Origin of the sequence: Pseudomonas sp. BJa5, from assembly GCF_030272875.2 — a bacterium.
Taxonomy (GTDB): domain Bacteria; phylum Pseudomonadota; class Gammaproteobacteria; order Pseudomonadales; family Pseudomonadaceae; genus Aquipseudomonas.
This window is the reverse complement of record NZ_JALRNG020000044.1, coordinates 1-18,521: the sequence shown is the minus strand read 5'-3', so window position 1 is coordinate 18,521 and position 18,521 is coordinate 1. Positions and strand designations below refer to the sequence as shown.

12 protein-coding genes are annotated in these 18,521 nt (G+C 65.1%); all 12 read left to right on the top strand.

Going from position 1 to position 18,521, the window contains the following annotated elements:
- Positions 1 to 12: 12 nt before the first annotated feature.
- The 12 genes from M2D63_RS21825 to lipA all read left to right on the top strand — a co-directional run bounded on the left by M2D63_RS21825 (position 13) and on the right by lipA (position 16,911).
- Complete coding sequence (locus M2D63_RS21825; RefSeq protein WP_285865107.1) at positions 13 to 1,521, top strand: aldehyde dehydrogenase; 1,509 nt, start codon at positions 13 to 15, stop codon at positions 1,519 to 1,521.
- Between the two features lie 98 nt (positions 1,522 to 1,619).
- A complete protein-coding gene (locus M2D63_RS21820) occupies positions 1,620 to 1,799 on the top strand; it encodes a hypothetical protein (protein ID WP_285865106.1) in 180 nt (59 codons plus the stop codon).
- Complete coding sequence (locus M2D63_RS21815) at positions 1,796 to 3,265, top strand: cytosine permease (protein WP_285865105.1); 1,470 nt, start codon at positions 1,796 to 1,798, stop codon at positions 3,263 to 3,265. The genes M2D63_RS21820 and M2D63_RS21815 overlap by 4 nt, the downstream gene beginning before the upstream one ends.
- A gap of 4 nt (positions 3,266 to 3,269) precedes the next feature.
- Positions 3,270 to 4,958 (top strand): choline dehydrogenase, encoded by a 1,689-nt coding sequence (gene betA, locus M2D63_RS21810; RefSeq protein ID WP_285865104.1) that lies wholly within the window; start codon positions 3,270 to 3,272, stop codon positions 4,956 to 4,958.
- Positions 4,959 to 5,420: 462 nt separating this feature from the next.
- Positions 5,421 to 6,845, top strand: a complete 1,425-nt coding sequence (gene cycA, locus M2D63_RS21805; protein WP_285865103.1) for a D-serine/D-alanine/glycine transporter — start codon at positions 5,421 to 5,423, stop codon at positions 6,843 to 6,845.
- 81 nt (positions 6,846 to 6,926) lie between these two features.
- The gene (locus M2D63_RS21800; protein ID WP_285865102.1) at positions 6,927 to 8,459 is read left to right on the top strand and encodes a sigma-54-dependent transcriptional regulator; all 1,533 of its coding nucleotides are present in this window, start codon (positions 6,927 to 6,929) and stop codon (positions 8,457 to 8,459) included.
- A gap of 261 nt (positions 8,460 to 8,720) precedes the next feature.
- Complete coding sequence (gene gcvH / locus M2D63_RS21795; protein WP_285865101.1) at positions 8,721 to 9,098, top strand: glycine cleavage system protein GcvH; 378 nt, start codon at positions 8,721 to 8,723, stop codon at positions 9,096 to 9,098.
- A 14-nt stretch (positions 9,099 to 9,112) separates the two neighbouring features.
- Positions 9,113 to 11,983: an aminomethyl-transferring glycine dehydrogenase gene (gene gcvP / locus M2D63_RS21790; RefSeq protein ID WP_285865100.1), complete on the top strand. Its 2,871-nt coding sequence runs from the start codon at positions 9,113 to 9,115 to the stop codon at positions 11,981 to 11,983.
- 137 nt (positions 11,984 to 12,120) lie between these two features.
- Positions 12,121 to 13,374 carry a serine hydroxymethyltransferase gene (gene glyA / locus M2D63_RS21785; RefSeq protein ID WP_285865099.1) on the top strand — a complete coding sequence of 418 codons (1,254 nt, stop codon included), beginning with the start codon at positions 12,121 to 12,123 and terminating at the stop codon, positions 13,372 to 13,374.
- Between the two features lie 27 nt (positions 13,375 to 13,401).
- Positions 13,402 to 14,778 (top strand): L-serine ammonia-lyase, encoded by a 1,377-nt coding sequence (locus M2D63_RS21780; protein WP_285865098.1) that lies wholly within the window; start codon positions 13,402 to 13,404, stop codon positions 14,776 to 14,778.
- Positions 14,779 to 14,787: 9 nt separating this feature from the next.
- Positions 14,788 to 15,912 (top strand): glycine cleavage system aminomethyltransferase GcvT, encoded by a 1,125-nt coding sequence (gcvT, locus tag M2D63_RS21775; protein ID WP_285865097.1) that lies wholly within the window; start codon positions 14,788 to 14,790, stop codon positions 15,910 to 15,912.
- Between the two features lie 24 nt (positions 15,913 to 15,936).
- Entirely contained in the window at positions 15,937 to 16,911 is a 975-nt protein-coding gene (lipA, locus tag M2D63_RS21770; RefSeq protein ID WP_285865096.1) for a lipoyl synthase, read from the top strand.
- The last annotated feature ends 1,610 nt before the right edge of the window (positions 16,912 to 18,521 follow it).

The following is an 18,521-nucleotide window of genomic DNA, read 5'->3' as shown; positions in this document are numbered from 1 at the left end:
GGAGACTCCACAGTGGACAACAAGGTAAAAGCCTACCTGCAGGCCTTCGGCGTCTCCGAAGCGACCCAGCGTTTTCTCTCCAAGCCCCAGCGCATGTTCATCGGCGGGGCCTGGCTTGAGGCCAGCGACGGCGTCAGTGCCGAGGTCATCGAGCCTTCCACCGAGGGTGTGCTGACGCGCATCCCGATGGGCACCCGCGAAGACCTGGACCGTGCAGTACAAGCCGCCCGTGCGCAGTTCGACGGCGGCCCCTGGAGCCAGCTCAAGCCCCTGGAGCGCGAGCGCCTGATCCATCGCCTGGCCGACCTGATCGAAGCCAACGCCGACGAACTGGCCCAGATCGAGTCCATCGACATGGGCAAGTCGGTGGCCCAGGCCCGCGCCGTGGATATCCAGGGCACGGTCGATACCCTGCGCTATTTCGCCGGCTGGGCCAGCAAGATCCACGGCCGCACCGTCGAGCCTTCGCTGCCGGGCAACTACCTGGCCTATACCCGCAAGGAAGCGGTGGGCGTGGTGGGGGCCATTGTGCCCTGGAACTTCCCGCTGCAGACCATGGCCTGGAAGCTGGGTGCTGCACTGGCCACCGGCTGCACCGTGGTGGTCAAGCCGGCGGAGCTGACCTCGCTGTCGGCCCTGCGTTTTGCCGAGCTGGTACAGGAGTCGGGTATTCCTGACGGCGTGCTGAACATCGTCACCGGCCGCGGCAGCGTGGTGGGCGAAGCGATGTCCAGCCACCCGGGCATCGACAAGCTGAGCTTCACCGGCTCCACGCCAGTGGGCACTTCGGTGGGCAAGGTAGCGATGGACCAGATGAAGCGCCTGACCCTGGAGCTGGGCGGCAAGTCGCCGGTGATCGTGTTCGCCGATGCCGACATCGAGGCGGCGGCCGAGGCGGTCGCCAACGGTGTGTTCTTCAACTCCGGGCAGGTCTGCGATGCCGGTACCCGTGCCTATGTCGAGCGCAGCGTCTATCCGCAGTTCCTGGAGGCGCTGGCCAAGTACACCGCGACCCTGAAGATCGCCCCGGGCCTGGATCCGGACTGCTTCATCAGCCCCATGGTGTCGCGCCAGCAACAGCAGCGGGTGCTGGAGTACATCGCCCTGGGCAAGGCCGAAGGGGCGCAGGTGTACTACGGCGGCGAGCCGGTCGAAGGCCCGGGCTTCTTCGTCCAGCCGACGATTTTCGCCAACTGCAACAACGACATGCGTGTGGTGCGCGAGGAAATCTTCGGCCCGGTGCTGGTCACCGCGCCTTTCGATACCCAGGAGCAGGCCCTGGCGTGGGCCAACGATTCGGAGTTCGGCCTGGCGGCGGCGATCTACTCCAACGACCTGGGCAAGGTCCACGGCCTGATTCCGCGCCTGCGCGCCGGTACCGTCTACGTCAACGCCCACAGCACCCTGGATCCGTCCATGCCGTTCGGTGGCTACAAGCAATCGGGCTACGGCAAGGACATGGGCGCCGAACAACTGGAGTTTTTGCTGGAGACCAAGGCGGTCTGGATCACCTTGCCCTGAGGTACAGGGTTGACCGGTGTCGCTGACCGTTGGTGAGCGGCGCCGGCTCATTGGAAGCATCGTATCTACAAGAACAAGAACCCATCGAGGTGATGCCCATGAACAGCCAAGTGGATGTCGAGCGAGCGCAAGACCTGGAAAGGCGCCTGCGCGCCTATGAAGAACTGGAGAAGAGGGCGGACTGGCCGGGCGCGTTGAGCGCGGCTGACTTTGTCGCGCTGACCCTGCTGACGCTGGTGATGGTGGCCGGCGCTTACTTTCTCGGAGGCCAGCCATGAGCGGGTCCAGAGAGCAGGAGTTTCGCCTCGGCGCCGAGCGTGGCGATACCCCCCTGTTGCCGGGTGAGCGGGTCTGGGGCTTCTGGGGCTACGCCTACGCCAACACGGCGCTGGCAGTGGCCACCTGGGTGTTCCTGATCGGCGGCGCCACCGCGCTGTTCGTCGGGCCCTTGCAAGGGATCGCCGCGATCGTCATCGGCAACATCATCGGCGTGATCCTCGCCGCCTCGTCCGCCTGCCTGCCATGCGGCAAGTACGGTGTCGAGCAGTTCACCTTCCTGCGCAGCATGTTCGGTATCAATGGCAGCCGCCTGGTCTACATCCTCTCCGTAGTGGTGTTGACCATGGGCTGGCTGGCGGTGCTGGGGCTGATGTGCGGACGGGCACTGGACAACCTGGAAACCCTGGTACAGCAGACCCAGCCCGACGGCGACGGCTGGATGGTAACCGCCGGCGCCTTGCTGGCCATCGTCCTGGCAGCGCTGGTGGCCATGCGCGGACCCGAGCTGATGAGCCGCCTGAGCGCGGTGATCGCACCCAGCCTGATCCTGATCATGCTGGCGCTGATGTACTTCATTTCCCAGCGCTACAGCTTCGCCGAGCTGCTGGCCATGCCGCCACTGCAGCCACCGTTCGAGAACCCCCATGTCAACTTCATGGTCGCGGTGGAGATCAACATCGCCGCGGGTTTCTCCTGGTGGCCCTACATCGGCAACCTGTCGCGCCTGTGCAGCAACCAGCGCACGGCCTTCTGGCCGAACCTGGTGGGCATCTTCGCAGCCGCGTCGCTGGGCGAGTCGGTCAGCCTGTTCGCCGCCACCACCCTGGGCAGCAGCGACCCTACCGCCTGGATGCGCCTGGCCGGAGGCATGGCGTTCGGCGTGATTGCCCTGAGCTTCCTGGCGCTGGCCAACCTCACCGGCATGGTCAACATCCTCTACACCGCGGTGATCGGCCTGCGCCAGCTGGCCGGGGAGCGTATGCGCAGCATGGGCTGGGGGGTATTGATCGGGCTGTTCTGCATCATCCCGGTGGTCATCGTGGTGTTCCTCCCGGGTATCTACGATGGCTTCTTCATCTTCCTGGTGTGGACCTCCGCACTGAACAGCGCCCTGGCCGGTATCGGCATCGCCGATTACTTCTTCCTGCGCAAGCAGCGCCTGAACCTGCGCCACCTGTATGCCGAACAGCACGGCTCGCCGCTGCGCTTTTGCAAGGGCTTCAACCCCATCGCGCTGGTGGCGCTGGTGGCGGGTTTCGCGATCTACGTGGTGGTGTTCAACCCGCAGACCCTGGCCCACACCGACTTCTTCACCTTCGCCACCGCCTCGCTGCCGTCCTGCCTGCTGGCCGGGCTGGTGCACTACGGCCTGACCCGACTGCTGGCGGCGCGCCTGGGCTGGGGCGGCTACCCAAAGGGCAATGAACGCAACATCGAGGCCGCCGGCCTTCGAGTACAGGACTAGAACAATGAACAACAAACGATACGACTACATCATCATCGGCGCAGGCTCTGCCGGCTGCGTCCTGGCCAACCGCCTGAGCGAAGACGCCGGTACCTCGGTGCTGGTCCTGGAATTCGGCGGCAGCGATCGCAGCGTGCTGATCCAGATGCCCAGCGCGTTCTCCCTGCCGATGAACACCAAGAAGTACAACTGGCGCTACGAGACCGTGGCCGAGCCGCACCTGGACGGCCGGCGCCTGCACTGCCCACGGGGCAAGGTGCTCGGCGGTTCGTCCTCGATCAACGGCCTGGTCTACATCCGCGGCCATGCCTGCGACTTCGACGAATGGGAAAGCCTGGGCGCCAAGGACTGGAGCTATCGCAACTGCCTGCCGTACTTCAAGCGCGCCGAAAACTACAAGTTCGGCGGCGATGACTACCGCGGTGGCGCTGGGCCGCTGTCGACCAACAACGGCAACAACATGCAGAACCCGCTGTACGGCGCCTGGGTGGAGGCCGGTGCCGAGGCCGGCTACATCAAGACCGACGACTGCAACGGCTACATGCAGGAAGGCTTCGGCGCCATGCACATGACGGTCAAGGACGGCGTGCGCTGGTCCACCGCCAATGCCTACCTGCGCCCGGCCATGACCCGCCCGAACCTCACGGTCATCACCCATGCCATGACCCGGCGCATCCTGCTCGATGGCAAGCGCGCGGTGGGCGTGGAGTACGACGAGGGTGGCCAGACCCACAAGGTCTACTGCAACCGCGAAGTGCTGGTGTCGTCCGGCCCGATCGGCTCGCCGCACCTGCTGCAGCGATCGGGCATCGGCCCGGAGGCGGTGCTGAAAAAGGCCGGCATCGAGGTGCGTCACAACCTGCCGGGTGTTGGCGAGAACCTGCAGGACCACTCGGAAATCTACATCCAGTACGCCTGCAAGGAGCCGGTGACGCTCAACGGCAAGATGAGCCTGCTGGGCAAGGCGATGATCGGCCTGCGCTGGCTGCTGTTCAAGGATGGCCTGGGCGCCAGCAACCACTTCGAGGCCGGTGGCTTCATTCGCTCGTCCAAGGGGCTGCGCTGGCCGGACATCCAGTTCCACTTCCTGCCGGCGGCCATGCGCTACGACGGTGACAAACCGTTCAAGGGCCACGGCTTCATGGTGCTCACCGGGCCGAACAAGCCCACCAGCCGTGGCCATGTGCGGGCGCTGTCGGCCGACCCGTACCAGCATCCGGAAATCCGCTTCAACTACCTGGAGACCGAAGAAGACCGCGAGGGCTTCCGCCGCTGCGTGCGCCTGACCCGGGAAATCATCGCCCAGCCGGCCATGGACCGCTTCCGTGGCGAAGAACTGGCGCCGGGGCCGCAGGTGCAGACCGACGAGCAGATCGACGCCTTCGTGCGCGCCAACATGGAAAGCACCATGCACCCCTGCGGTTCCTGCCGGATGGGCGAGGACGACATGGCGGTGGTCGACTCCTCGCTGCGTGTGCGTGGTGTGCAGGGGCTGCGGGTGATCGACTCCTCGGTGTTCCCGAGCGAGCCCAACGGCAACCTCAATGCACCGACCATCATGCTCGCCGAGCGTGCGGCGGACCTGGTGCGCGGGCGTCAGCCACTGGCACCGGCCGATGTACCGGTCGGCCTGGTGGGTGGCTGGGAAGAACAACAGCGTAGCCGCGAACCGCTGCGCAAGGTCCGCGCCTGACGACTGGCAACTGGCAACTGTGGGAGCTGGCGAAGCCTGCGATGGATTCACACTGGCCTCATCGCAGGCTACGCCAGCTCCCACGGGGCCGCGTTTGACATCCGGTGGGAGCGGGCTTGCCCCGCGATGCGATCTGGCTGACAGAACGCAATCGCGGGGCAAGCCCGCTCCCACAGGAAAGAATGCGTTCCATTGGAGCGATATCGATACAGGTGGCCCGAGGGCACGGATTACGACGCTTTCCTACGTATGAGCGACCGGATTAACCCTATTTTCTGGAGTGACTTCATTACAGCCAAAACCCCATAACGCTCGACAAAACCGCGATTTCAGCGGTCTTCAGCGCTTGGCACAGGCCTTGCTATTTCCCTTGCGTCCGGCCGGATAAGCACGTGGTGTGTTCGGTTCAGGTGTTTGAACTTGTGACGTTATAAAAACAATTAAACTAGCAAGGTAAATAGAATGAAAAATTCGCCCCTCGGTCACTGTCCGCCCGATAGTGAAGAGCACGAACTCAAGCGCAATCTATCCAACCGCCACATCCAGTTGATCGCCATCGGCGGTGCCATCGGCACCGGCCTGTTCATGGGTTCCGGCAAGACCATCAGCCTGGCTGGGCCGTCCATCATCTTCGTCTACATGATCATCGGCTTCATGCTGTTCTTCGTCATGCGGGCGATGGGCGAGTTGCTGTTATCCAACCTCAAGTACAAATCCTTTATCGATTTCTCCGCCGACCTGCTCGGCCCCTGGGCAGGTTTCTTCACCGGCTGGACCTACTGGTTCTGCTGGATCGTCACCGGCATTGCCGACGTTATTGCCATCTCCGCCTACTCACAGTTCTGGTTCCCGGATATTCCACAATGGTTGCCGGCACTCAGTTGCGTGGGCCTGCTGCTGTCGCTCAACCTGATGACGGTGAAGATGTTCGGCGAACTGGAGTTCTGGTTCGCCATGATCAAGATCGTGGCCATTTGCGCCCTGGTCTGCACCGGGCTGTACATGGTGGTTTCGGCTTATCAGTCGCCGACCGGCAACGTCGCGGCGCTTTCCAACCTGTGGAACGACGGCGGAATGTTCCCCCATGGCGCCATGGGCTTCTTCGCCGGCTTCCAGATCGCGATCTTTGCCTTTGCCGGGATCGAGCTGGTGGGCACCACCGCCGCTGAAACCAAGAACCCTGAACGCAACCTGCCGCGGGCGATCAACTCGATTCCGCTGCGCATTATCGTGTTCTACGTGTTCGCCCTGGTCGCCATCATGGCCGTGACCCCCTGGCGCGATGTGGTCGCCAACAAGAGCCCCTTCGTCGAACTGTTCGTTCTGGCAGGCCTGCCGGCCGCGGCCGGGATCATCAACTTCGTGGTCCTCACCTCGGCGGCGTCGTCTGCCAACAGCGGCGTGTTTTCAACCAGCCGCATGCTGTATGGCCTGGCGGTGGATGGTGATGCACCCGGCAAATTCAAGGCACTGTCCAGCCGCGCAGTACCTTCCAATGGCTTGATCTTCTCTTGTGTCTGCCTGTCGGCCGGGGCGCTGGTCATTTACCTGGTGCCGAACATGCTCGATGCCTTCACCCTGATCACCACGGTGTCGGCGATCCTGTTCATGTGCGTCTGGTCGATGATCCTGCTGTCCTACCTGGCCTATCGCAAGCAGCGTGCCCACCTGCACCGCGCCTCGAAATACCGGATGCCGGGCGGCATCTTCATGAGCTGGGCTTGCCTTGCCTTCTTCGTGGCCATGCTCGCCTTGCTGGCGCTGGAACAAGACACCCGCCAGGCGCTGTTGTTCGTACCGGTGTGGTTCGCCGTGCTGGGCTTGTCCTACCGTTCCATCCGCCAGAAAAAACAGGAGGGCGTGCAGTTGTCCTTCGACGCGGATTGATCGCCACGTTCACGTTTTACCCAGGGGGACGGCGCAGGGTGCGCCGGCCCCCTGTTGTCGTTTGCCAAGCAGGAGTCCACGATGCGCATCCACGTCACCTTCATTGACCGCGTCGGCATCACCCAGGAGATCCTGGCACTGCTGGGGGCGCGCAACCTCAACCTCGACGCGGTGGAGATGATTCCGCCCAACGTCTACATCGACGCCCCGGCGCTGTCGCAGGTCGTATTGAACGAGCTCCACCATGCCTTGCTGCGGGTGGTCGGCGTGCAGGCGGTGGAGCTGGTCGACTTCCTGCCCGGTCATCGCCGGCGCCTGCAACTGGAGGCGCTGCTGGCGGCGATGAGCGACCCGGTGCTGGCGGTGGACCCCTGCGGCCATGTGCTGCTGGCCAACCCCACCCTGGTCAGCCTGGTGGGCCGGGAGCCTGCCGGTGAGCCTTTGTCCCGGTTGTTCGCCGAGCCGGACCTGGCTCAGACCCTGATCGACAAGGGCTTTCGCCTGCCCATGTGCGAGGTGGGCTTCCAGGGCCAGGCCTTGTTGCTGGAGGCCACGCCCATCAGCGGCGGGGCCGACGCCCTGGTCGGTGGCCTGCTGACCCTCTATCCGCCCAGCCGCATCGGCGAGCGCCTGGCGTCGTTGCTGCATGACCACACCGAGGGCCTGCAGGCGCTGCTGGGTGAATCGACGGCGCTCAAGGAGCTCAAGGTGCGCCTGCACAAAGTGGCGAGCCTGGAGGCGCCGCTGTTGATCCAGGGCGAAACCGGTACCGGCAAGGAACTGGTGGCCCGCGCCTGCCATGCGCTCAGTGCCCGGCGCGATGCGTCGTTCCTGGCGCTCAACTGCGCGGCGCTGCCCGAGAGCCTGGCCGAGAGCGAGCTGTTCGGCTACGCCGCCGGAGCCTTCACCGGCGCCCAGCGCGGCGGCAAACCGGGGCTGCTGGAACTGGGCGACGGCGGTACGGTGTTCCTCGATGAAGTGGGCGAGATGTCGCCTTACCTGCAAGCCAAGTTGCTGCGCTTTCTCAACGACGGCAGCTTTCGCCGGGTGGGGGGCGCCGGCGAGGTGCGGGTCAATGTACGGGTGGTCTGCGCCACCCACCGCGACCTGGAAAGCATGGTGGTCGAAGGCAGTTTTCGCGAAGACCTCTACTACCGCCTCAACGTGCTCAACCTCAAGGTGCCGCCGCTGCGCGAGCGCGGCAAGGACATCCTGCTGCTGGCTGAGCACTTCCTGCACCAGGCCTGCACGCAGATCCAGCGCTCGCCCTGCCGGCTGGCCCTGGCCACCCATCCGCTGCTGCTGGGCAATCGCTGGGCAGGCAACGTGCGCCAGTTGCAGAACGTGATCTTCCGCGCCGCCGCCATCAGCGAAGGGGAGGTGATCGACTGCGACGACCTGGAACTGGCCGGCACCGCCTTGAACAGCCAGCAGCCCGACGCCCAGGAGGTCATCAGCCTGGAAGCGGCGGTGCAGAATTTCGAGAAGTCCCTGCTGGAGAAGATGTACGCGACCTATCCCTCGACCCGGCAACTGGCCGTGCGCCTGCAGACTTCGCACACGGCCATCGGCCAGCGCCTGCGCAAGTACGGCATTGCCAGCCGGGTCTCGTAGTCGGCCTGGTTCGAATACGCTCCACTGGAGTGAATACGCTCCAGTCGGGCGTGGGGCGCGGGTTCATTGGCCTTTCCTGTAAGTGGTGGCAAGCGGGTTCACGCAGCGGAGCGATTTCGCTCCAGCGCAAAGGCTTGAGATTTACCGGTTTTTCAGTGCAAGGCCTTGAAATACAAGGCTTTTAACAAGTTGGCATCACCCTTGCTCTGGTATCAATCAGTCCTGCATCGGGACCCCACTGATAACAAGAGAGGAAGATCCATGAGCACGCTGCGTTTTACTCCCGAACACGAATGGCTGCGTCTGGAAGCGACTGGCGAGCTGACCGTCGGCATCACCACCTACGCCCAGGAGGCCCTGGGTGACGTGGTGTTCGTGCAGCTGCCGGAGCCGGGCGAGTACGGGGAGGGCCATGAAGTCGCCGTGCTGGAATCGGTCAAGGCCGCCAGCAACATCAGCATGCCGCTGAACGGCACCGTGGTGGCGGTGAACCAGGCCCTGGCCGACGACCCCGAGCTGGTCAACGCCTCGCCCATGCAGGACGGCTGGTTCTTCCGTATCCAGGTCAGCAACCCGGCCGACCTCGATACCCTGATGGACCAGGACGGCTATGACCGCTTCCTGGCCGAAAACGCCTGAGCCAGGGTGCCGCCATGACTAACGCATCCATTCCGCTGGGCACCGACAACGAGTTCATCGCCCGTCATATCGGCCCGCGCGAGGGCGATATCGACGCCATGCTGGCGCTGACCGGGCATGACTCGCTCGACGCCCTGATCGACAGCGTCATCCCCGCCAGCATCAAGGGCACCAGCGTGCTCGAACTGAGCAAAGGGCAGGGCGAGACCGAAGCCCTGGCCGCACTCAAGGCCATTGCCGCGCAGAACCAGCTGTTTGCCAACCACATCGGCCAGGGCTACTACCCGTGCCACACGCCGACGCCGATCCTGCGCAACCTGCTGGAGAACCCGGCCTGGTACACCGCCTACACGCCGTACCAGCCGGAGATTTCCCAGGGTCGCCTGGAGGCGCTGCTGAACTTCCAGACCCTGGTCAGCGACCTGACCGGCATGGAAATCGCCAACGCCTCGCTGCTCGATGAAGCCACCGCCGCAGCCGAGGCCATGACCTTCTGCAAGCGCCTGGCGAAGAACAAGGCACCGGCATTTTTCGCCTCCCGCCATTGCCACCCGCAAACCCTCGACGTATTGCTTACTCGCGCCCGGCCGCTGGGCATTGAAGTGGTCATCGGTGATGAAGCGGCGCTGGAAGACCAGAGCCTGGACGCCTACTTCGGCCTGCTGCTGCAATACCCGGCCAGCACCGGCGCCATCGGCGACCACCGCGCCCTGGTCGAGCGCGCCCATGCCGCTGGCGCCCTGGTGGCGGTGTCCGCCGACCTGCTGGCCCTGACCCTGCTGACCCCACCGGGTGAGTTCGGTGCCGACGTGGTGCTCGGCAGCGCCCAGCGCTTCGGCGTCCCCCTGGGCTTCGGCGGCCCGCACGCGGCGTACTTCGCCACCCGCGATGCGTTCAAGCGCGACATGCCCGGGCGCCTGGTCGGGGTGTCCATCGACCGCTTCGGCAAGCCGGCCCTGCGCCTGGCCATGCAGACCCGCGAGCAGCATATCCGCCGCGAGAAGGCCACCAGCAACATCTGCACCGCCCAGGTACTGCTGGCCAACATCGCCAGCATGTACGCGGTCTACCACGGCCCACAGGGCCTGACCCAGATCGCCCGGCGCGTGCACCGCCTGACCGCGATCCTGGTGCAGGGGCTGCAGCAGCTCGGGCACCAGGTCGAGCAGCAGTACTTCTTCGACACCGTCAGCGTGGTGACCGCACAGCCTGTGGCCCAGGTGCTGGCCGCGGCCAACGGCGCGCGCCTGAACCTGCGTGTAATCGATGATCTGCGCGTCGGCCTGTCGCTGGATGAAACCTGCGAACAGGCCAGCGTCGAGGCCCTGTGGCAGGTGTTCGCCGCACCAGGGCAGACGCTGCCGGACTTCACCGCCCTGGCCGCCGACACCACCGATCGCCTGCCACTGCCGTTGCTGCGCGAAACGCCGTTCCTGCAGCATCAGGTATTCAACCGCTACCACAGCGAAACCGAGCTGATGCGCTACCTGCGCCGCCTGGCCGACAAGGACCTGGCCCTGGACCGCACCATGATCGCCCTGGGCTCGTGCACCATGAAGCTCAACGCCGCCAGCGAGATGATCCCGATCACCTGGCCGGAGTTCGGCGCCCTGCACCCGTTCGCCCCGGCCGAGCAGTCGCTGGGCTACCGCCAGCTGACCGACGAACTGGAAGCGATGCTCTGCGCGGCCACCGGCTATGACGCCATGTCCCTGCAGCCCAACGCCGGCTCCCAGGGCGAGTACGCAGGCCTGTTGGCCATCCGTGCCTACCACGCCAGCCGTGGCGAGGCCGGGCGCGATGTGTGCCTGATTCCGTCGTCGGCCCACGGCACCAACCCGGCTACGGCGCAGATGGCCGGCATGCGTGTGGTGGTGGTCAACTGCGACGAGCGTGGCAACGTCGATGTCGACGACCTGCAGCGCAAGGCCGAGCAGCACAAGGATCAACTGGCCGCGCTGATGATCACCTATCCCTCGACCCATGGCGTGTTCGAGGACGGCATCACCCGCATCTGCGACATCATTCATGAGCACGGCGGCCAGGTGTACCTGGACGGCGCCAACATGAACGCCATGGTCGGCCTCTGTGCCCCGGGCAAGTTCGGCGGCGACGTGTCGCACCTGAACCTGCACAAGACCTTCTGCATCCCCCACGGCGGTGGCGGTCCGGGCGTCGGCCCGATCGGCGTCAAGGCGCACCTGGCGCCGTTCCTGCCCGGTCACGGGCACATGGAGAACAAGCAGGGTGCCGTCTGTGCAGCGCCCTATGGCAGCGCCAGCATCCTGCCGATCACCTGGATGTACATCCGCATGATGGGCGGCGAAGGGCTCAAGCGTGCCTCGCAGCTGGCGATCCTCAGCGCCAACTACATCGCCCGGCGCCTGGAGGAGCACTACCCGGTGCTCTACACCGGCGAGAACGGCCTGGTTGCCCACGAGTGCATTCTCGACCTGCGCCCGCTCAAGGACAGCAGCGGCATCAGCGTCGAGGACGTGGCCAAGCGCCTGATCGATTTTGGCTTCCACGCCCCGACCATGTCGTTCCCGGTGGCCGGCACGCTGATGGTGGAGCCGACCGAGAGTGAGTCCAAGGAAGAGCTGGACCGCTTCTGCGACGCCATGATCTGCATCCGCGAAGAAATCCGCGCGGTGGAAGACGGCACCCTGGACAAGCTCGACAACCCGCTGAAGAACGCACCGCATACCGCCGCCGAGCTGGTGGGCGAATGGCCGCATCGTTATGGCCGGGAGCTGGCGGTGTACCCGCTGGATGCGCTGCGCGAGAGCAAGTACTGGCCGCCGGTGGGGCGCGTGGACAACGTCTACGGCGACCGCAACCTGGCCTGTGCCTGCCCGCCGATGTCGATCTACCAAGACGCTTGACCCTGTAGGAGCGGGCTTGCCCCGCGATGCGATGTAACTGATTGCGCACCATCGCGGGACAAGCCCGCTCCCACAGAGACAATTGCTCCCACAGACAGTTGCCCTTTGGTTGAACGCTAATAACAAGGAAAACCACCATGTTCCATAAAAGCCTGACCCTGTCCGATTTCGACCCGGCGCTGGCCGAAGCTATCCGCCGCGAAGCGCAACGCCAGGAAGACCATATCGAGCTGATCGCCTCGGAAAACTACACCAGCCCGCAAGTGATGCAGGCCCAGGGCACCGAGCTGACCAACAAGTACGCCGAAGGCTACCCGGGCAAGCGCTACTACGGCGGTTGCGAGCATGTCGATGTGGTCGAGCAGCTGGCCATCGACCGCGCCAAGCAACTGTTCGGCGCCGGCTACGCCAACGTCCAGCCACACTCCGGCTCCCAGGCCAACGCAGCGGTCTACCTGGCCCTGCTGCAGGCCGGCGACACCATCCTGGGCATGAGCCTGGCCCACGGCGGTCACCTGACCCACGGTGCCAAGGTCAGTTCTTCCGGCAAGCTGTACAACGCCGTGCAGTACGGTATCGACGCCAACGGCCTGATCGACTACGACGAAGTCGAGCGCCTGGCCGTGGAGCACAAGCCGAAGATGATCGTCGCCGGCTTCTCCGCTTACTCCAAGACCCTGGACTTCCCGCGCTTTCGCCAGATCGCCGACAAGGTCGGTGCCTACCTGTTCGTCGACATGGCCCACGTCGCCGGCCTGGTTGCCGCTGGCCTGTACCCGAACCCGCTGCCCTATGCCGATGTGGTCACCACCACCACCCACAAGACCCTGCGCGGTCCGCGCGGCGGCCTGATCCTGGCCAAGGCCGATGCGGAGCTTGAGAAGAAGCTCAACTCGGCGGTGTTCCCGGGCGGGCAGGGCGGTCCGCTGATGCACGTGATCGCAGCCAAGGCGGTGTGCTTCAAGGAAGCTTTGGAGCCGGGCTTCAAGGACTACCAGTACCAGGTCATCAAGAACGCCCAGGCCATGGCCGAGATCTTCAAGCAGCGCGGCTATGACGTGGTCTCCGGTGGCACCGACAACCACCTGTTCCTGGTCAGCCTGATTCGCCAGGGCATCACCGGCAAGGACGCCGACGCCGCCCTGGGCCGGGCGCACATCACCGTGAACAAGAACGCGGTGCCCAACGATCCGCAGTCGCCGTTCGTGACTTCGGGCCTGCGCATCGGTACCCCGGCGGTGACCACCCGTGGCTTCCAGGTACCGGAATGCCGTGCCCTGGCGACCTGGATCTGCGACATCCTCGATCACCTCGGCGATGCCGACGTCGAGGCCCAGGTGGCCCGGCAGGTGGGCGAGCTGTGCAAACTGTTCCCGGTTTACCCGGCCTGATCACCGGGTGCGATGGCGGAGGCTTGTATGTCGCTGAGTGTTTTTGATCTGTTCAAGGTGGGCATCGGCCCGTCCAGCTCCCACACGGTCGGGCCGATGCGCGCTGCGGCGCGCTTTGTCGAAGGGCTCAGGGACCAGGGCCTGCTGGCCCAGGTGGAAAGCGTGCGCGCCGAGCTGTACGGCTCGCTCGGCGCCACCGGCAAGGGCCACGGCAGCGACAAGGCGGTGCTGCTGGGGCTTGAAGGCGAGCACCCGGATACGGTCGAGACCTCGATGGTCGCTGACCGCCTGGGGATGATCCGTCAGAGCGGGACGCTGGCGCTGCTGGGTGAGAAGCGCATTCGCTTCGTCGAGAAAGAACACCTGGCGATGATCCGCAAACCCTTGCCCTACCACCCCAACGGCATGATTCTGCGTGCCTTCGACGCGGCCGGCCTGCAGCTGTGCAGCCGCGAGTACTACTCGGTGGGCGGCGGTTTCGTGGTGGACGAGGCGGCGATCGGCGTCGACCGCATCGTCGAGGACCGCACGCCGCTGCGCTTCCCCTTCCTGACCGGCCGTGAGCTGCTGGCGCAATGTGCCCAGCACGGGCTGTCGATCAGCCAGTTGATGGCCGAGAACGAAACCGCCTGGCGCAGCCCGCAAGCGACGCGCCAGGGCTTGCTGCATATCTGGCAGGTGATGCAGGACTGCGTCACGGCCGGTTGCCGCACCGAAGGCATCATGCCCGGCGGGCTCAAGGTCAAGCGCCGCGCCGCGGCCTTGCACCGGCAGTTGAGCGGTAGCCCCGAAGCCAACCTGCGCGACAGCCTCTCGGTGCTCGACTGGGTCAACCTCTACGCCCTGGCGGTGAACGAGGAGAACGCCAGCGGCGGTCGGGTGGTCACCGCGCCGACCAATGGCGCGGCCGGCATCATCCCGGCGGTGCTGCATTACTACACGCGCTTCGTGCCGGGGGCCAACGAAGACGGGGTGGTGCGCTTTCTGCTCACCGCCGCGGCGATCGGCATCCTCTACAAGGAAAACGCCTCGATCTCCGGCGCCGAAGTCGGCTGCCAGGGCGAGGTCGGGGTGGCCTGTTCGATGGCGGCCGGGGCCCTGTGCGAAGTGCTCGGCGGCACCGTGCAGCAAGTGGAGAACGCCGCTGAAATCGGCATGGAGCACAACCTCGGGCTGACTTGCGATCCGATCGGCGGGCTGGTCCAGGTGCCCTGCATCGAGCGCAACGCCATGGGCTCGGTCAAGGCCATCAACGCCGCGCGCATGGCCCTGCGTGGCGACGGGCAGCACTTCGTGTCTCTCGACAAGGTGATCCGCACCATGCGCCAGACCGGCGCCGATATGAAAAGCAAATACAAAGAGACTGCCCGCGGCGGGCTGGCGGTCAATATCATCGAATGCTAGGAGTCACCCATGTCCACAGAACAACTACAACAAACGCCGCTGCACGCCCTGCACCTGGAACTGGGGGCACGCATGGTGCCGTTCGCCGGTTACGCCATGCCGGTGCAGTACCCGCTGGGGGTACTCAAGGAACACCTGCACACCCGTGATCAGGCCGGCCTGTTCGACGTTTCGCACATGGGCCAGATCCGCCTGCGCGGCGCCGGTGCCGCCAAGGCCCTGGAAGCGCTGGTGCCGGTGGACATCATCGACCTGCCGGTGGGCATGCAGCGCTATGCCCTGTTCACCAACGACGACGGCGGCATCCTCGACGACCTGATGGTCGCCAACCTGGGCAACGATGAGCTGTTCCTGGTGGTCAACGCCGCCTGCAAGGACCAGGACCTCACCCACCTCAAGCAGCACCTGGAAGGGCAGTGCGAGGTCGAGTCGCTGTTCGACAGCCGCGCCTTGCTGGCCCTGCAGGGGCCGGCGGCAGCCAAGGTACTGGCGCGCCTGGCGCCTCAGGTCGCCAGCATGACCTTCATGCAGTTCGCCAGTGTGCGCTTGCTGGGTGTCGACTGCTATGTCAGCCGTTCGGGCTACACCGGTGAGGATGGCTATGAAATCTCGGTGCCGGTAGAGGCTGCGCAAATGCTCGCCCGCTCGTTGCTGGCCGAGTCCGAGGTCGAGGCCATCGGCCTTGGCGCCCGCGACTCGCTGCGCCTGGAAGCCGGATTGTGCCTGTACGGCCATGACATGGAGCCGCGCACCACGCCGATCGAGGCCAGCCTGACCTGGGCGATTTCCAAGGCCCGGCGTGCCGATGGCGTGCGTGCCGGTGGCTTCCCCGGTGCCGAACGCATCTTTGCCCAGCAGCGCGAAGGCGTGGTCAGCAAGCGCGTCGGCCTGTTGCCCAAGGAGCGGGTGCCGGTACGTGAAGGGACGCTGATCGTCGATGCCCGGGAGCAGGTGATCGGCCGTGTCACCAGTGGTGGCTTCGGTCCGAGCCTGGGCGGGCCGCTGGCGATGGGGTATGTGCAGAGCGAGCATGCGGCGCTGGAGAGCGAAGTCTTCGCCCAGGTGCGCGGCAAATTGGTGCCGATGCAGGTGGTGCGCACGCCGTTCGTGGCGCAACGTTATTACCGTGGCTGAAGACGTGAGTGCCGGAGTATGAGCATGAACCAAACCCAGTCTGTCGCCACGCGCCCGCAGCCCCTGCAGGCCGGGGTGAAACTGCGCGGCGCCGAGAAGGTGGCGCGCATTCCAGTAAAGATCCTGCCCACCGAGGAGGTGCCACGCAAACCCGACTGGATCCGCGTGGAAATTCCTACCTCACCGGAGGTGGCGCGGGTCAAGGCATTGCTGCGCAAGCACAAGCTGCACAGCGTCTGCGAAGAAGCCTCGTGCCCGAACCTGGGCGAGTGCTTCTCCGGCGGCACGGCGACCTTCATGATCATGGGCGACATCTGCACCCGGCGTTGCCCGTTCTGCGATGTCGGCCATGGCCGGCCCAAGCCGCTGGATGTCGATGAGCCGAAGAACCTGGCCATCGCCATCGCTGACCTGCGCCTGAAGTACGTGGTCATCACCTCGGTGGACCGCGACGACCTGCGCGACGGCGGTGCCCAGCACTTCGTCGACTGCCTGCGGGAAATCCGCAAGCTGTCGCCGGGCATCCAGCTGGAAACCCTGGTGCCGGACTACCGCGGGCGCATGGACGTGGCCCTGGCCATCACCGAGCAGGAACCGCCGGATGTGTTCAACCACAACCTGGAAACCGTGCCGCGCCTGTACAAGGCGGCACGGCCGGGGTCGGACTTCGAGTGGTCGCTGGATCTGCTGGAGAATTTCAAGAAACGGGTGCCGGGGGTGCCGACCAAGTCCGGGCTGATGCTCGGCCTGGGCGAGACCGATGAAGAGGTGATCGAGGTGATGCAGCGCATGCGCGAGCATCAGGTCGACATGCTGACCCTGGGGCAGTACCTGCAACCGTCGCGCAGTCATTTGCCGGTGCAGCGTTTCGTCCATCCGGATACCTTCGCCTGGTTTGCCGAGCAGGCCCTGGCGATGGGCTTCCGGAACGTGGCGTCCGGGCCGCTGGTGCGTTCGTCCTACCATGCCGACCAGCAGGTCGCGCAGGTAGCCCTGTAGGGCGGGCCCTTGCGGGCGCTGGCGATGGTTGCGACCGCTTTGCGGTCGTTCGCAGGCTTCGCCAGCTCCTACGGTCGGCAGGCGATTGCCGGGTATCTGTGGGAGCTGCCGCCAGGCTGCGATCGGCCGTGAAACGGCCGCAAAACCTGACGACGCAATTCCTTCAGACCCACTGAGCTGAACCGATTGCGACTGCTGCGCAGTCGATCGCAGGCTTCGCCAGCTCCCACGGTCGGTAGGCGATTGCCGGGTATCTGTGGGAGCTGCCGCCAGGCTGCGATAAGCCGTGAAACGGCCGCAAAACCTGACGACGCAATTCCTTCAGACCCACTGAGCTGAACCGATTGCGACTGCTGCGCAGTCGATCGCAGGCTGCGCCAGCTCCCACGGTCGGTAGGCGATTGCCGGGTATCTGTGGGAGCTGCCGCCAGGCTGCGATCGGCCGTGAAACGGCCGCAAAACCTGTCGACGCAATTCCTTCAGACCCACCGAGCTGAACCGATTGCGACTGCTGCGCAGTCGATCGCAGGCTTCGCCAGCTCCCACGGTCGGCAGGCGATTGCCGGGTATCTGTGGGAGCTGCCACCAGGCTGCGATCGGCCGTGAAACGGCCGCAAAACCTGACGACGCAATTCCTTCAGACCCACCGAGCTGAACCGATTGCGACTGCTGCGCAGTCGATCGCAGGCTTCGCCAGTTCCCACGGTCGGTAGGCGATTGCCGGGTATCTGTGGGAGCTGCCGCCAGGCTGCGATCGGCCGTGAAACGGCCGCAAAACCTGTCGACGCAATTCCTTCAGACCCACCGAGCTGAACCGATTGCGACTGCTGCGCAGTCGATCGCAGGCTTCGCCAGCTCCTACGGTCGGTAGGCGATTGCCGGGTATCTGTGGGAGCTGCCGCCAGGCTGCGATCGGCCGTGAAACGGCCGCAAAACCTGTCGACGCAATTCCTTCAGACCCACCGAGCTGAACCGATTGCGACTGCTGCGCAGCCGATCGCAGGCTGCGCCAGCTCCTACGGTCGGTAGGCGATTGCCGGGTATCTGTGGGAGCTGCCACCAGGCTGCGATCGGCCGTGAAACGGCCGCAAAACCTGTCGACGCAATTCCTTCAGACCCACCGAGCTGAACCGATTGCGACTGCTGCGCAGTCGTTCGCAGGCTGCGCCAGCTCCTACGGTCGGCAGGCGATTGCCGGGTATCTGTGGGAGCTGCCGCCAGGCTGCGATCGGCCGTGAAACGGCCGCAAAACCTGTCGACACAGTTCCTTCAGACCCACCGAGCTGAACCGATTGCGACTGCTGCGCAGCCGATCGCAGGCTTCGCCAGCTCCCACGGTCGGTAGGCGATTGCCGGGTATCTGTGGGAGCTGCCACCAGGCTGCGATCGGCCGTGAAACGGCCGCAAAACCTGACGACGCAATTCCTTCAGACCCACTGAGCTGAACCGATTGCGACTGCTGCGCAGTCGATCGCAGGCTTCGCCAGCTCCCACGGTCGGCAGGCGATTGCCGGGTATCTGTGGGAGCTGCCACCAGGCTGCGATCGGCCGTGAAACGGCCGCAAAACCTGTCGACGCAATTCCTTCAGACCCACCGAGCTGAACCGATT

Coding starts and splice junctions, on each gene's coding strand:
- M2D63_RS21820 (WP_285865106.1), top strand. CDS start 1,620: ATGAACAGCCAAGTGGATGTCGAGCGAGCGCAAGACCTGGAAAGGCGC.
- M2D63_RS21815 (WP_285865105.1), top strand. CDS start 1,796: ATGAGCGGGTCCAGAGAGCAGGAGTTTCGCCTCGGCGCCGAGCGTGGC.
- betA (WP_285865104.1), top strand. CDS start 3,270: ATGAACAACAAACGATACGACTACATCATCATCGGCGCAGGCTCTGCC.
- cycA (WP_285865103.1), top strand. CDS start 5,421: ATGAAAAATTCGCCCCTCGGTCACTGTCCGCCCGATAGTGAAGAGCAC.
- M2D63_RS21800 (WP_285865102.1), top strand. CDS start 6,927: ATGCGCATCCACGTCACCTTCATTGACCGCGTCGGCATCACCCAGGAG.
- gcvH (WP_285865101.1), top strand. CDS start 8,721: ATGAGCACGCTGCGTTTTACTCCCGAACACGAATGGCTGCGTCTGGAA.
- gcvP (WP_285865100.1), top strand. CDS start 9,113: ATGACTAACGCATCCATTCCGCTGGGCACCGACAACGAGTTCATCGCC.
- glyA (WP_285865099.1), top strand. CDS start 12,121: ATGTTCCATAAAAGCCTGACCCTGTCCGATTTCGACCCGGCGCTGGCC.
- M2D63_RS21780 (WP_285865098.1), top strand. CDS start 13,402: ATGTCGCTGAGTGTTTTTGATCTGTTCAAGGTGGGCATCGGCCCGTCC.
- gcvT (WP_285865097.1), top strand. CDS start 14,788: ATGTCCACAGAACAACTACAACAAACGCCGCTGCACGCCCTGCACCTG.
- lipA (WP_285865096.1), top strand. CDS start 15,937: ATGAACCAAACCCAGTCTGTCGCCACGCGCCCGCAGCCCCTGCAGGCC.